The organism is Silicimonas algicola (genome assembly GCF_003970735.1).
GTDB lineage: Bacteria > Pseudomonadota > Alphaproteobacteria > Rhodobacterales > Rhodobacteraceae > Silicimonas > Silicimonas algicola.
Window position 1 is genome coordinate 125,002 of the sequence record NZ_CP034588.1, and the last position, 12,792, is coordinate 137,793.

The following is a 12,792-nucleotide window of genomic DNA, read 5'->3' on the forward strand; positions in this document are numbered from 1 at the left end:
CGCGTCTGGCGGTCGGCGTCAGCCCCCGCTGCGCAAGCGCGCGATGTATTCGCGCAGAAGCGGAACGCGGCGCGGGCGGAAGGACTGGCCGGTCGCTTTCGCGGTTTCGATGCGGTCCAGCCTGAACTTCCGGAAATCCTCGCGCAGGCAGCACCAGGCCAGGAGAACCTGCGTGTTCTCGAGGAACACGACGGCCAGAGGCAGCACACGGCGCTGCGTCGGCGTGCCGTCCGCATCGCGATAGTCGAGATCGAGCGCCGTCTCGTCCCACGAAGCGCCGCGCAGGACCGGCAGGCACCCGGGCGGTGGCGGGGCTTTCTCGTAACGGTAAACCAAGGAGACGGCATGCGCGGCCTCGCGGGCGACCCTCTCGGGCAGGCGGGCGGTGATCTTGGAAAGGGCCGATCGCGCCGCGCTTGCAAGGGCGGGGTCGCCGCTGGCCTCCACCTCGGCAAGGCCCAGCACCAGCGCCTCGACCTCGATCCGGTCGAGCAGTTGGGGCGGCATGGCAGGATCCTCGGTCAGCCGGTAGCCGAAGCCCGGTTCGCCGTCGATCACGGCGCCGGCGGCGCGGAGGCTCTCGATGTCGCGGTAAAGCGTGCGGCGGGATACGTCCGTCTCCTCGGCCAACCGCGCAGCGGTAACGGGCTGCGGAAGGGTCCGCAGGGTCTGGAGAAGGGTGAAGAGGCGATCGGTGCGAGGCATGGGCTGCTGACGGAAACTGGCAACAGGGTCACGGCAGAATGGATTCATCGCAAGACGCAAATCAAGGATGCTCGCCATGTTGACCCTCTACCACGCCCCCCAAAGCCGCTCGTCCCGCATCGTAGCCTTGATCGAGGAGCTGGGGATCCGCGACCGCGTCCAGGTCCAGACCATCTCGATCGCGAGGATGGACGGAACGGACGGCGCCGACGCGCGGAACCCGCATCCCGAAGGAAAGGTGCCCTTGCTGATTCAGGACGGGGTGGCAATCCGCGAGTCCGCCGCAATCGCGCTTCACCTGGCCGAGCTCTTTCCCCAAGCGGGTCTCGCGCTGCCCGTCGATCATCCCGAGCGCGGCCTGATGCTGTCGTGGCTGGCGTGGTACGGCGATGTGCTGGAGCCTGTGGTCGTCTTCGCCTTCGGCAAGATCGAGCATCCGCTGCTGCAACTCACGTTTCGCGGTCTGCCTGAAGCTCAAGCGCGTCTGGTCGAGGCCTTCGCGGACGGGCGGACATGGCTGGCCGGGAATCGTTACACCGTTGCCGACCTGATCGTCGCCTCGACGTTCCAATGGGCTCCGCACCTGATACCGGACGACGCTGCCGTCAAGGATTGGGTCGTGCGGTGCGGTTCGCGTCCGGCCATGCGCCTCGTCGCCGACGAAGACGCCCGGCTTCTGAAAGCGGGTTGAGTTCTTGCTAGGCCTTTCAGGCCGAACCGCACGGCGCGTTCGCCGGTCTCATCTCGTCGAGGACGGGAGGCTGGCGGCGACCGTTCGGCGCACGAGTGCGAGCGTCACGAGGAACGGCGGGACCAGCGCCCAGAAGGCGACCCTCAGCCCGAAGCTTTCCGCGATCGAGCCCATGAGCGCGGGCACGGCCAGCATGACGAGGCCCGACAAAACGAGCACCGCCGCCACGCTTTCGGCGGCGGGGCGGTTTCCAGACCGCGCCGCCCCCGAGATCATCAACGGGAAGAGCGCGGCGATGCCTGTCCCCATGAAGGCGAAGCCCGCCATTGCTACCCAGACCGACGGCGCCAGTACGACGCAAAGCGCGCCGAACAGCGCAAGACAGGCAAGCGCGTTCGTCGTCCGCAGGGGGCCATGACGCTCGCTCCAGCCGTCGGCGAGCATCCGGCCGAGAGTCATCGCGACGAGGAAGGCCGACAACGGCAGCGTGGCGATCCAGCCGGCGGTGGCGAAGGTCTGCTCGACGTATATCACGGACCAGTTCTGCGTGGCGCTTTGGGCGATGCCGCCCGAGATGCCGAAAAGCATCAGGCCAAGCGTGCGGCGCGAGGGCATGGCGAAGCGCGGCCCGTCGAGCTTGTCGTCGGGTGCGGGCGGGGCGGGTCGCATTCGGAAGGCGAGGGGCAGGAGGAACGCGCAGACGACCGGAACCACGAGAGACAGGTGCAGCGTTGCTGGAAGCGGAATGCCACGGGCGAACGTGCCGGTCAGCGCGGCGAGGAGCATTCCCGCACTCCAGAACCCGTGGCAGCGATTCATCACGCGGCGGCCGGTTTCGGACTCGACGCGGTCGGCTTCGAGGTTCATCGCGATATTCGTCAGTGTGAAGCAGGTCCCCACGGCCAGCAGCGCGGCGAAGAGCAGGGGAAGCGTCGGCGCCAGCGCGACCCCGGCCGTCGTCGCGGCGAGAAGCGGCACTCCCACGCCAAGGATGACGCGCGTGCCCAGGCCTTGGACCAGGCGGCCTGCGGCGAGGTTCGTCGCCAACCCGCCGGCGGCGGCCGCAGTCAGCGCGATTCCGAGCGTCGCCTTGTCGAGACCGAGCCCTGTCTGGATGTCCGAAATGCGGGGAAAGAGACCTCCGGCGGCGAAGGCCTGGAGGAAGAAGATCGAGAGGATCGTCGTGCGGCGGGTCATGCGGCGGCGACTATCGGCGAGCGATCCGGCCTTGGCGAGATCCAATTCAGTAGTGCTGATAGATCACCTTGAGGGGCAGTCCGGCGACATGCTCCAGCCGTGCCAGTTCGCCCGCGTTCAGGGGACCGCGCGTCTCGTTTCGGGCCGACAGGAACCACGTCGCGAAACCCTGTTGCGGCTGGTAGACGAGGGTGTCGAGCCGCGCCGGCGCTTTGCAGCAGGGCATGGCGAAGTCGCAAAGATGAAAGCCGTGGTCCGCGTTCCAGGCGTGATCCATCCGCTGGCCCCACCAGTCGGTTTCGGCGGGCTTGCCGCAGGCGGGGCAGAGGATGGCTTCGAAGTTGCCGCCGCAGTCGATGAACTGAAGGCGCGCGCCATAGTCCTTGAACCACGTCTCGGTGCTGCCGACGATCTCGGCGTGGGCGGTCTCGAGCCTGGCGGCGGTGTCGGCGTCAAGACGCGCCTTCGGATCCGCGGGGATGAGGGCGATGAAGCCGGAACTCATCCGATCTTCCCTCGCGTACCGCCCGTCTGCGCCCGGTCGAGAAGGAGGTGGTCGAGGATGACCGCCGCCGCCATCGCCTCGGCCACCGGGACGGCGCGGATGCCGACGCAGGGGTCGTGGCGGCCCTTGGTGACGATCTCGGTCGCCTCACCCGATTTGGTGATCGTCTTGCGCGGCGTCAGGATCGACGAGGTCGGCTTGACGGCGAAGCGCACGACGATGTCCTGCCCGGTCGATATGCCGCCGAGGATGCCGCCCGCGTGGTTCGAAGCGTAGACCGGACCGTCCGGACCCATCGCGATCTCGTCGGCATTGGCTTCGCCCGTCAGACGCGCGGCCGCCATGCCCTCGCCGATCTCGACGCCCTTCACGGCGTTGATCGACATCATCGCGGCGGCGAGGCCTGTGTCGAGCTTGCCGTACACGGGCGCGCCAAGGCCGGGAGGGCACCCGCGGATCGTCACCTCGATCGTCGCGCCGATCGACGAACCGGACTTGCGCAGCGCGCCGAGGTACTCCTCCCACTCGGCCGCGGCCTGCGCGTCGGGGGTCCAGAACGGATTGCGCGCGATCTCGTCCCAGTCGAAGCGCGACCGGTCGATGTCCTTCCCGCCCATGCCCACCATGTAGCCGGTGATGGTCATCGAGGGGACGAGAGCGCCGAGCGCCTGTCGCGCGACGCCGCCCGCCGCAACGCGCGAGGCCGTCTCGCGCGCCGACGATCGTCCGCCGCCGCGATAGTCGCGGATGCCGTACTTCTGCCAGTAGGTGATGTCGGCGTGACCCGGACGGAATTTCTCGGAAATGTCGCCATAGTCCTTGGATCGCTGGTCCGTGTTGCGGATCATGAGCTGGATCGGCGTGCCCGTGGTCAGGCCCTCGAAGACGCCGGACAGGATCTCGACCGCGTCGGCCTCCTGCCGCTGCGTGGTGAACTTGTTCTGGCCCGGCTTCCTGCGATCGAGCCAGACCTGGAGGTCGGCCTCGTTCAGCGGCACGCCGGGAGGGCAGCCGTCGACGGTGGCGCCGAGGGCGGGTCCGTGGCTTTCGCCCCAGGTGGTGACGCGGAAAAGGTGTCCGTAGGTGTTCAGGCTCATGGGTTCGCTCTTAGCCGGACAGAAGGGCGAGGAACAGTCCCCGCGTCGCATCGGGCGTCGCGGGCAGGCCGCGTATTTGGGGCAAGATGAAGGGGGAGGGCTTGCGGGTATTGGGTGCTCGCGCTACCTAACCCCTACCTCGGGGTGCTTCCATCGAAGCTGAGATGCCGCATCGGCGAACCCGTTGAACCTGAACCGGCTAGCACCGGCGGAGGGAAGGTCGAGCGATCCTCATCCTTTGTCCCCCCGCCCACTGACAAGGAGAGAGACCATGCGTTTCCCGACCATCCTTGCGGCAGGGCTTCTGGCAACGTCTTCTGCGTTCGCGCAGGACAAGCCCGTCCTGACCGTGATGACCTACGACAGTTTCGTGTCCGAATGGGGTCCCGGCCCCGCCGTCGAAGCTGCCTTCGAAGAGACCTGCGCCTGCGACCTGCGCTTCGTCGCGGCGGGCGACGGCGCGGCGCTTCTGGCGCGCGTCAAGCTGGAGGGCGAGCGGAGCGAAGCGGACGTCGTCCTGGGCCTCGACACCAACCTGACGGCCGAAGCCGAGACGACGGGTCTGTTCGCGCCGCACGGGCTTTCGGTGCCTGCGCTCGACATGCCCGTGACCTGGGAGGACGACACCTTCCTGCCCTACGACTGGGGCTTCTTCGCCTTCGTCCATGACAAGGAGATGGCGAATGTGCCGACTTCGTTCCGCGACCTGGCCGAGAGTGACGTCCGCGTGGTGATCCAGGATCCGCGTTCGTCGACACCGGGCCTCGGTCTGCTGATGTGGGTCAAGGCGGCCTACGGCGACGAGGCGGCCTCGATCTGGGAGGGCCTGGCCGACAACATCGTGACCGTGACTCCGGGCTGGTCCGAGGCCTATGGCCTGTTCCTGGAAGGCGAGGCGGACATGGTGCTGTCCTACACGACCTCGCCCGCCTATCACCTGATCGCCGAGGAGGATGACACCAAGGCCGCCGCCGCGTTCGAGGAGGGGCACTACCTTCAGGTCGAGGTCGCCGGCAAGCTGGCCGCGACCGACCAGCCGGACCTGGCCGAAGACTTCCTCGCCTTCATGCTGACCGAGGCGTTCCAGTCCGCGATCCCGACGACGAACTGGATGTACCCGGCCGTCACGCCCGAGGCCGGACTTCCCCAAGGGTTCGAGACGCTTCTCGAGCCGGAAACGGCGCTTCTGCTGGCGCCCGAGGACGCGCGCGAGGCGCGCGATCCGGCGCTGGACGAATGGCTGACCGCGCTCAGCCGCTAGGTCCCGGAGGATGGGCCGGGGTCGCGGGCGCCGCCGCGATCCCCGTCCTGATCCTGGCCTGTACCGGCGCACTGGTCTGGCGGGCCGAGCCGGGCTCGGGGCTGTCGCCCTCCGACTGGGCGGCGATCCGGTTCACGCTCTGGCAGGCGGTCCTCTCCGCTGTCCTGAGTGTCGGTCTGGCCATTCCCGTTGCCCGCGCGCTTTCGCGGCGGCGGTTCGTCGGACGCGGTGCGCTGGTGACGCTTCTGGGCGCGCCTTTTCTGTTGCCAGTGATCGTCGCGGTCTTCGGACTCATCGCGATCTTCGGGCGGAACGGCCTGTTGAACGGCGCGCTGGCGCTGGCGGGGCTTCCGGCGGTGTCGGTCTACGGCCTGCATGGCGTCGTGCTGGCGCATGTCTTCTTCAACATCCCGCTTGCAACGCGGCTGATCCTTCAGGGCTGGCAGGAGATTCCCGCCGAACGGTTCCGGCTGGCGGCGACGCTCGACATGGACGCGGGTGCTGTCGCTCGGCATCTGGAGCGGCCGATGCTTCTGTCGGTGGTGCCGGGGGCGGCGGTCGTCGTGTTCGTGCTGTGCCTGACGAGCTTCGCCGTCGCCCTGACGCTTGGCGGCGGGCCGAGGGCGACGACTGTGGAACTGGCGATCTACCAGGCGGTCCGGTTCGAATTCGACCTGTCGCGGGCGGCGCTTCTGTCGCTGGTGCAGCTTGGCCTGACGGTGACGGTCGCGCTGCTGGCGTTTCGGAGCGTGGGGTCGACGGACCTGGCGGCTGGTCTGGACCGGCCCGCCGACAGGTGGGAGGCGCGGACGCGGATCCTGCGGGCGCAGGATGCCGGGGTCATCCTTGTCGCGACGCTTTTCCTCATCCTGCCGATCGGCGCCGTGATCCTGCGGGGGGTGATGGAAGTGCCGTCCCTGCCCCAGTCGGTCTGGACATCGGCGCTGCGGTCGCTCGCCGTAGCTGGTGCGTCGACGGTCCTCGTCACCGCGCTGGCCTTGACGATGGCCGTGGCGGCTGTGCGCCTTGGCGCGCGAGGCGGATGGATCGAGGCGGCGGGGCTGACGGCCATCGCGGCCTCGCCTCTCGTCATCGGGACGGGGCTGTTCCTGCTTGTCTTTCCTTTCGCCAACCCCGAGCGCCTGGCGCTTCCGGTGACGGCGCTGGTCAATGCGATTTCGACCCTGCCCTTCGCGCTGCGTGCGCTCATCCCCGCGCTGCGGAGGGTCGAGGCCGACTTCGGACGCCTGGCGGACAGCCTGGACCTTCAGGGGTGGAGTCGGATGCGGGTGCTGATCCTGCCGCGCCTGTCCCGGCCTCTGGGCTTCTCGGCCGGTCTGGCGGCGGCCTTGAGCATGGGGGACCTTGGCGTCGTGGCGCTGTTCGCCGACCCCGAGGCGGCGACGCTTCCCTTGCAGGTCTACCGGCTGATGGGGTCCTATCGCATGGACGAGGCGGCGGGCGCGTCTGTCCTGCTTCTGGGGCTCAGTTTCGCCGCGTTCTGGGCCTTCGACAGGGGGGCGCGGCGTGCTGAGGCTTGAGGGGGTCGAGTTCGCTCGGGGCGGGTTCCGGCTTGCCGCCGACATCTCGGTTCCGAGCGGCATCACGGCGGTGATCGGCCCGTCGGGTGGAGGCAAGTCCACGCTCCTGTCGCTGATCGCGGGGTTCGAGGTGCCGGACCGGGGTCGTGTCCTGTGGGACAGGCGCGACCTTGGCCCGCTGGCTCCGGGTGCGCGGCTGGTGGCGGTGCTGTTCCAGGATAACAACCTCTTCCCGCATCTCGATGTTCTCGCCAACGTCGCACTCGGCCTGGCGCCCCGGACGCGCCCCACGTCGGAGGATGTGTCCCGCGCGAGGGCGGCGCTTGAACGCGTGGGATTGACCGGGTTCGAGGATCGCAGGCCCGGCGCGTTGTCTGGCGGCCAGCAAAGCCGGGCGGCGCTGGCGCGGGTGCTGCTGACCGACCGGCCCGTGGTGCTGATGGACGAGGCTTTCTCGGCGCTCGGTCCGGCCCTGCGGGGCGAGATGCTCGATCTGGTGAGAGACCTGCTGCCCGACGCGACGATCCTGATGGTGACGCACGATCCGGACGATGCGCTGCGTGTGGCGCAGCAGGTGATCTTCGTGGAGGAGGGGCGCGTCGCCCCTCCCGTGCCGACGAAGGCATTCTTCGATGCGCCGTCCGAAGCCGTCCGGCGTTATCTGGAGTGACCTACATCGAGATGGGGACGATCTCGGCCACCTCGACCGAACCGCCGCCGGCGACCATGGGATTGGACGACGCGATCCGGCAGGCTTCGGCGATGTCGGCGGCCGAGACGATGGAGTAGCCGGACACCGGATTCGCGCCGCCGTTGTCGGTGGTGCCCGACGATGTGACGGTCTTCGACATGCCGACGGGATTGCCGGCATCGGTGAGGGCGGGGCCGTGGTCCTGCATCCACTTGCCCCAGGCCGCCATGGCCTTGTCGATGGCCTCCTGGCTCTCGGGCGGCTTGCCTCCGTGGTAGACGAACATGAAGTCCGGCATGGGTTCTCCTTTCTGCCGTGGGTCAGGACGCGAGGAGCGCGTCCAGTTTGATGAGAGTGCCGATCCAGCCGCGGCTGTGGCTTTGCGCTTCCTCGCCGGCTTCGAGATTGCGGTGGACGACACGCAGGCGGGCGCCATCGCCGTGTCCGGAGATCTCGAAGATGACGTGGCTTTCGGACCCTCGCCGGTCCTCGGGATCGTGCCAGCCCCAGGTCAGGCCGACCGAGCCTTCGCCGCTGTCGGGCGGGCGGACGTGAGTGACCTGGCCGGTGACCTTGAAACGGTTGCCGCTGTCCTTGCCCACCATCACGCAGCCCCAGGGTCCGGTCCGCGAGAGGTCCATGTGACACTCCTCGAGACGGACACCCTCGGTGCCGAACCACTGCACGACCTGGTCTGGCGCGGTGACCGCGTTCCACAGGCGGTCCACGCTGACCTTGTAGTCGCGGATGAACTCGATCTCGGTGACGGCGGGTGCGTCGGTCATGCGGTGTCCTTTCCATCGGGGTCGAGGGCGAGAAGCGTGTCGAGGCGGTCGAGGCTGCCGGCCCAGAAGGCGCGGTGTTCGAGGGTCCAGTCCGAGATCGAGCGAAGCGCTTCCGAGCGGACTGAGTAATAGCGATGTGTGCCCTCGACACGCTGCGAGACGAGGTTCGCCTCGCGCAGCACCTTGAGGTGGCGAGAGACGGCGGGGGCCGAGAGGCCGGCCAGCTCGGTGAGGGAGCCGGCGGGCTGTTCGCCTTGGGCCATCAGGTGCTCGACGACCTTGAAGCGGGTCTCGTCGGCGAGGGCGGCGAAGATGCGGTTGAGATCGGTCATGGGCTAAACCTCGACCGATTCTTTATTTAACGCAAGCGTTAATTAACGAGGTCAGGAAATAAGGAAGTCGGCGCGGCTGTAGCCTTGCAGAAAGAGAAGCGACGTCAGGTCGCAGTGGTCGATCCTTTGCGGCGCGGACGCGGCCACGACAGGTTTCGCGTGAAGGGCGACGCCGAGGCCCGCAAGCTCGATCATGCCGAGGTCGTTGGCGCCGTCGCCGACCGCGATGGCGCGGGATGTGTCGGGGGACAGCTCGCGCAGCGCTGCCACTTTCGCTTCGCGGCCCAGGATGGGGCGGGCGACGTCGCCGGTCAGCTTGCCGTCCTGCTCCAGCAGGGTATTCGCGCGCGTCGTGTCGAAGCCGAGGCGTTCGCCAATGCGCCCCGTGAACTGGGTGAAGCCGCCGGACACGAGGGCGGTGGTGGCACCGTGCGCCTTCATGGTGCGCACCAGCGTCTCGCCGCCGGGAGCGAGGGTGATGCGGCTTTCGATCACGCGCTCGATGACCGAGACGGGGAGGCCCTTGAGAAGGCCGACGCGTTCGAGGAGCGCCGCCTCGAAGTCCAGCTCGCCGTTCATCGCGCGGGCGGTGATTTCGGACACGCGCACGCCGACACCTGCTTCGTCGGCCAGCTCGTCGATGCATTCCTGGCCGATCATCGTGGAATCCATGTCGGCGATCAGGAGGGCCTTCTTGCGGTCGCCGTCGGGCAGACAGTTCAGATCGACGCGCATGGCACCGACCTCGGAATGGACCTGCGCGACATTGAGGGGCGTCGCGGCCACGGGAAACTCGCAAGCCTCATCAGGCGAGAGCCAGACCGCGTCGCCGGTCGCGCCGAATGCGCCCTGCAGCGTCGACACCAGCGCGGGATCGAGAGTGCCGGGACGGGCGATCAGCGAGATGACGGGCATGGGCAGCGAATTCCGATCGTGAGCGGGCGGCGCCGGATTCCGACGCATCGCGCCCGCTTAGCGTCATTTCCCCGCTTGCGGAAGGGTCGGGGCAGGCGTAACTCCGTCGGCGGGACACCCCTCCCCAACGAGGGGCGTATATCTGAGAGGGTATTCAGAGATGAATATGACGAAACCGGCATCGCGGCCGGTCAATCCGCGGTTTTCCTCCGGCCCTTGCGCCAAACCCCCGACATTCAAGCTGGAAAAGCTTAACGACGCGCCTCTGGGCCGGTCGCACCGTGCCGCCATCGGCAAGGCGAAGCTTCTCGCGGCCATCGAGCGGACGCGCGGAATCCTGGGTGTTCCGGCCGATTACCTGATCGCCATCGTGCCCGCGTCGGACACCGGCGCGGTCGAGATGGCGATGTGGAACCTGCTGGGCGCTCGCAAGGTCGAGATGCTGGCCTGGGAAAGCTTCGGGTCAGGCTGGGTCACGGACGCGGTCAAGCAGTTGAAACTCGACGCGAAAGTGACGACCGCCGACTATGGGCAGATCGTCGATTTCGATGCTGTCGACTGGGATGCGGACGTGGTGATGACCTGGAACGGCACCACATCAGGCGTGCGTGTGCCCGACAGCGTGGAGATCCCGGCGGACCGCGAGGGGCTCGTGATCGTGGACGCGACGAGCGCGGCCTTCGCGCAGGATCTGCCGTGGGACCGGCTCGATGTCGTGACGTACTCCTGGCAGAAGGTGCTGGGCGGCGAGGCGGCGCACGGGATGCTGATCCTGTCGCCCCGCGCCGTGCAACGCCTTGAAAATTATGCGCCTTCCTGGCCGCTGCCGAAGATTTTCCGGCTGACCAAGGGCGGCAAGCTGATCGACGGGATCTTCAGGGGCGAGACGATCAACACGCCGTCGATGCTGTGCGTCGAGGATTATCTCTTCGCGCTCGATTGGGCGGAGTCGGTGGGTGGTCTGGAGGGGCTGAAGGCGCGGGCGAACGCCAATGCGCAGGTCCTGTGGGACTTTTGCGAGCGGACGCCTTGGATCGAGAATCTGGCTGTGACTCCCGAGGCTTGGTCCAACACCAGCGTTTGCCTGAAGTTCACCGATGACCGCATCCGGGACGGTGCTGCCTTTGCGAAGGCGGTGGCGAAGCGGCTGGAGGCTGAGGGCGTGGCCTACGACGCGGCCTATTATCGCGACGCGCCTCCGGGCCTTCGGATCTGGTGCGGTGCGACGGTCGAGACCTCGGATGTGGAGGCCTTGGTGCCCTGGATCGAGTGGGCCTTCGAGACCGAGATCGCGGCGCAGACGCAGGCGGCCTGAGTGCCATCCAACCCCATTTTGGTGCATCGGTAATACGTCGGTATCACGTCGGTATTGCGTCGGTGCGCACACAGACACGGATGAGACCATGACACAGAAACCCAAAGTCCTCGTCAGCGACGCGCTGAGCGAGACCGCCGTCCAGATCTTCCGCGACCGGGGGATCGACGTGACGTTCGATCCGTCCCTCGGGAAGGACAAGGACAAGCTCCTGTCCGTCATCGGCGAGTATGACGGCCTGGCCATCCGGTCGGCGACGAAAGTCACCGAGAAGGTGCTGGAGGCCGCGACGAAGCTGAAGGTCGTCGCGCGCGCCGGGATCGGGGTCGACAACGTCGACATCCCGGCCGCCTCGAAGAAAGGCGTGATCGTGATGAACACGCCCTTCGGCAACTCGATCACCACCGCCGAGCACGCCATCGCGATGATGTTCGCCGTGGCGCGGCAGATCCCCGAGGCCTCGACCTCGACCCACTCCGGCAAGTGGGAGAAGAACCGCTTCATGGGCGTCGAGCTGTTCAACAAGACGCTGGGCGTGATCGGGGCGGGCAACATCGGCTCGATCGTGATCGAGCGGGCGCTGGGCCTGCACATGAAGGTGGTGGCCTACGATCCCTTCCTGTCCGAGGAGCGGGCCGACAAGCTGGGGGTCGAGAAGGTCGAGCTGGACGAGCTTTTGCGCCGCGCGGACTTCATCACGCTGCACGTTCCCCTGACCGAGAAGACGCGGAACATCCTGTCGGCCGAGGCCATCGCGGGGATGAAGCCGGGTGTGCGGATCATCAACTGCGCCCGTGGCGGGCTGGTCGACGAGGACGCGCTGGCGCTGGCGCTGAAGGAGGGCCGGGTGGCCGGGGCCGCGTTCGACGTCTTCGCCGAGGAGCCTGCCGTCAACTCGCCCCTGTTCAACCTGCCGAACGTGGTGGTGACGCCGCACCTGGGCGCGTCGACGACGGAGGCGCAGGAGAACGTGGCCCTTCAGGTCGCCGAACAGATGTCGGACTACCTGCTGACGGGGGCGGTGCAGAACGCGCTGAACATGCCGTCGGTGACGGCGGAAGAGGCCAAGATCATGGGCCCCTGGGTGAAGCTCGCCGGGCACCTGGGCGCCTTCGCGGGGCAACTGACGGACGAGCCGATCCGGGCGGTCAACATCCTCTACAACGGCGAGGTCGCCGAGATGAACACCGCCGCGCTGAACGCGGCCGCCGTGGCGGGGATCCTCAAGGCCCACAATCCCGAGGTGAACATGGTGTCGGCCCCCGTGATCGCGAAGGATCGCGGTATCGCGCTGTCGACGACGACGCAGGAGAAGTCCGGGGTGTTCGACAGCTACATGAAGCTGACCGTTGCCACCGACAAGCGCGAGAGGTCCATTGCCGGGACGGTCTATTCGGACGGCAAGCCGCGCTTCATCCAGATCAAGGGCATCACCATCGACGCCGAGATCGGGGCGCACATGCTTTACACCACGAACGAGGACGTGCCGGGCATCATCGGCGCGCTGGGGCAGACCATGGGCGAAAACGGCGTGAACATCGCCAACTTCACCCTTGGCCGGTCGCAGAAGAACGGCGACGCCATCGCGCTTCTCTACGTCGACGAGCCGGTGCCGGCTCCGGTCATCGGAAAGCTGAAGGCGACGGGGCTGTTCGAGCAGATCCGGCCGCTGGTGTTCGAGGTCTGACGGGCGGGGCGTGACGGGCGCGCCACGGATCGGGAGGAGGGGGCGGGGCGAGGAACCGGGTCAGGTCTGG

The 12,792-nt window shown here is 67.6% G+C and carries 14 protein-coding genes and 1 riboswitch; of the genes, 6 read left to right on the plus strand and 8 right to left on the minus strand.

The annotated features are described in order from the left end of the window. Positions 1 to 18 precede the first annotated feature (18 nt). Positions 19 to 705 carry a helix-turn-helix transcriptional regulator gene (locus EF888_RS00675; RefSeq protein WP_109760678.1) on the minus strand — a complete coding sequence of 229 codons (687 nt, stop codon included), beginning with the start codon at positions 703 to 705 and terminating at the stop codon, positions 19 to 21. A gap of 76 nt (positions 706 to 781) precedes the next feature. On the opposite strand from EF888_RS00675, the gene EF888_RS00680 reads away from it, so the two are divergent. After that, positions 782 to 1,396, plus strand: a complete 615-nt coding sequence (locus EF888_RS00680) for a glutathione S-transferase family protein (protein WP_109760633.1) — start codon at positions 782 to 784, stop codon at positions 1,394 to 1,396. A gap of 48 nt (positions 1,397 to 1,444) precedes the next feature. Here EF888_RS00680 and EF888_RS00685 read toward each other — a convergent pair whose 3' ends face one another. Genes EF888_RS00685 through aroC form a run of 3 tightly spaced genes read right to left on the minus strand, consistent with a single transcriptional unit; the run spans position 1,445 to position 4,195 of the window. Further along, positions 1,445 to 2,593, minus strand: a complete 1,149-nt coding sequence (locus EF888_RS00685) for an MFS transporter (protein WP_126918449.1) — start codon at positions 2,591 to 2,593, stop codon at positions 1,445 to 1,447. A gap of 46 nt (positions 2,594 to 2,639) precedes the next feature. Continuing rightward, entirely contained in the window at positions 2,640 to 3,098 is a 459-nt protein-coding gene (locus tag EF888_RS00690) for a hypothetical protein (RefSeq protein WP_109760631.1), read from the minus strand. Then, positions 3,095 to 4,195: a chorismate synthase gene (gene aroC / locus EF888_RS00695; protein WP_109760630.1), complete on the minus strand. Its 1,101-nt coding sequence runs from the start codon at positions 4,193 to 4,195 to the stop codon at positions 3,095 to 3,097. Before aroC ends, EF888_RS00690 begins: the two co-directional genes overlap by 4 nt. A 130-nt stretch (positions 4,196 to 4,325) precedes the next feature. Further along, positions 4,326 to 4,429: riboswitch (TPP riboswitch) on the plus strand. A 37-nt stretch (positions 4,430 to 4,466) separates the two neighbouring features. On the opposite strand from aroC, the gene thiB reads away from it, so the two are divergent. From thiB to EF888_RS00710, 3 genes are read left to right on the plus strand one after another with little or no spacing between them, the layout of a single operon-like run. Beyond that, complete coding sequence (gene thiB, locus EF888_RS00700) at positions 4,467 to 5,456, plus strand: thiamine ABC transporter substrate binding subunit (RefSeq protein WP_109760629.1); 990 nt, start codon at positions 4,467 to 4,469, stop codon at positions 5,454 to 5,456. Continuing rightward, entirely contained in the window at positions 5,432 to 6,997 is a 1,566-nt protein-coding gene (locus EF888_RS00705) for a thiamine/thiamine pyrophosphate ABC transporter permease ThiP (RefSeq protein ID WP_109760628.1), read from the plus strand. Before thiB ends, EF888_RS00705 begins: the two co-directional genes overlap by 25 nt. Continuing rightward, positions 6,984 to 7,667: a thiamine ABC transporter ATP-binding protein gene (locus EF888_RS00710; protein ID WP_109760627.1), complete on the plus strand. Its 684-nt coding sequence runs from the start codon at positions 6,984 to 6,986 to the stop codon at positions 7,665 to 7,667. The genes EF888_RS00705 and EF888_RS00710 overlap by 14 nt, the downstream gene beginning before the upstream one ends. Before the next feature lies 1 nt (position 7,668). Here the strand turns inward: EF888_RS00710 and EF888_RS00715 are convergent, their stop codons facing one another. Genes EF888_RS00715 through serB form a run of 4 tightly spaced genes read right to left on the minus strand, consistent with a single transcriptional unit; the run spans position 7,669 to position 9,720 of the window. Further along, positions 7,669 to 7,986, minus strand: a complete 318-nt coding sequence (locus tag EF888_RS00715) for a YciI family protein (RefSeq protein WP_109760626.1) — start codon at positions 7,984 to 7,986, stop codon at positions 7,669 to 7,671. A gap of 22 nt (positions 7,987 to 8,008) precedes the next feature. Further along, complete coding sequence (locus EF888_RS00720; RefSeq protein WP_109760625.1) at positions 8,009 to 8,473, minus strand: SRPBCC family protein; 465 nt, start codon at positions 8,471 to 8,473, stop codon at positions 8,009 to 8,011. Next, positions 8,470 to 8,805 carry an ArsR/SmtB family transcription factor gene (locus EF888_RS00725; RefSeq protein ID WP_109760624.1) on the minus strand — a complete coding sequence of 112 codons (336 nt, stop codon included), beginning with the start codon at positions 8,803 to 8,805 and terminating at the stop codon, positions 8,470 to 8,472. The genes EF888_RS00720 and EF888_RS00725 overlap by 4 nt, the downstream gene beginning before the upstream one ends. Positions 8,806 to 8,856: 51 nt before the next feature. After that, on the minus strand, positions 8,857 to 9,720 hold the full coding sequence (gene serB, locus EF888_RS00730) for a phosphoserine phosphatase SerB (protein ID WP_109760677.1): 864 nt from the start codon (positions 9,718 to 9,720) through the stop codon (positions 8,857 to 8,859). A 160-nt stretch (positions 9,721 to 9,880) separates the two neighbouring features. Between serB and EF888_RS00735 the strand changes: the two genes are divergently transcribed. Both EF888_RS00735 and serA read left to right on the plus strand, forming a co-directional pair. After that, positions 9,881 to 11,035 (plus strand): phosphoserine transaminase, encoded by a 1,155-nt coding sequence (locus EF888_RS00735; RefSeq protein ID WP_109760623.1) that lies wholly within the window; start codon positions 9,881 to 9,883, stop codon positions 11,033 to 11,035. Between the two features lie 88 nt (positions 11,036 to 11,123). After that, on the plus strand, positions 11,124 to 12,722 hold the full coding sequence (serA, locus tag EF888_RS00740) for a phosphoglycerate dehydrogenase (RefSeq protein WP_109760622.1): 1,599 nt from the start codon (positions 11,124 to 11,126) through the stop codon (positions 12,720 to 12,722). Positions 12,723 to 12,792: the final 70 nt, after the last annotated feature.

Coding starts and splice junctions, on each gene's coding strand:
- EF888_RS00725 (WP_109760624.1), bottom strand. CDS start 8,805: ATGACCGATCTCAACCGCATCTTCGCCGCCCTCGCCGACGAGACCCGC.
- EF888_RS00690 (WP_109760631.1), bottom strand. CDS start 3,098: ATGAGTTCCGGCTTCATCGCCCTCATCCCCGCGGATCCGAAGGCGCGT.
- EF888_RS00680 (WP_109760633.1), top strand. CDS start 782: ATGTTGACCCTCTACCACGCCCCCCAAAGCCGCTCGTCCCGCATCGTA.
- serB (WP_109760677.1), bottom strand. CDS start 9,720: ATGCCCGTCATCTCGCTGATCGCCCGTCCCGGCACTCTCGATCCCGCG.
- EF888_RS00675 (WP_109760678.1), bottom strand. CDS start 705: ATGCCTCGCACCGATCGCCTCTTCACCCTTCTCCAGACCCTGCGGACC.
- EF888_RS00735 (WP_109760623.1), top strand. CDS start 9,881: ATGAATATGACGAAACCGGCATCGCGGCCGGTCAATCCGCGGTTTTCC.
- EF888_RS00715 (WP_109760626.1), bottom strand. CDS start 7,986: ATGCCGGACTTCATGTTCGTCTACCACGGAGGCAAGCCGCCCGAGAGC.
- EF888_RS00685 (WP_126918449.1), bottom strand. CDS start 2,593: ATGACCCGCCGCACGACGATCCTCTCGATCTTCTTCCTCCAGGCCTTC.
- thiB (WP_109760629.1), top strand. CDS start 4,467: ATGCGTTTCCCGACCATCCTTGCGGCAGGGCTTCTGGCAACGTCTTCT.
- serA (WP_109760622.1), top strand. CDS start 11,124: ATGACACAGAAACCCAAAGTCCTCGTCAGCGACGCGCTGAGCGAGACC.
- EF888_RS00705 (WP_109760628.1), top strand. CDS start 5,432: ATGGCTGACCGCGCTCAGCCGCTAGGTCCCGGAGGATGGGCCGGGGTC.
- EF888_RS00720 (WP_109760625.1), bottom strand. CDS start 8,473: ATGACCGACGCACCCGCCGTCACCGAGATCGAGTTCATCCGCGACTAC.
- aroC (WP_109760630.1), bottom strand. CDS start 4,195: ATGAGCCTGAACACCTACGGACACCTTTTCCGCGTCACCACCTGGGGC.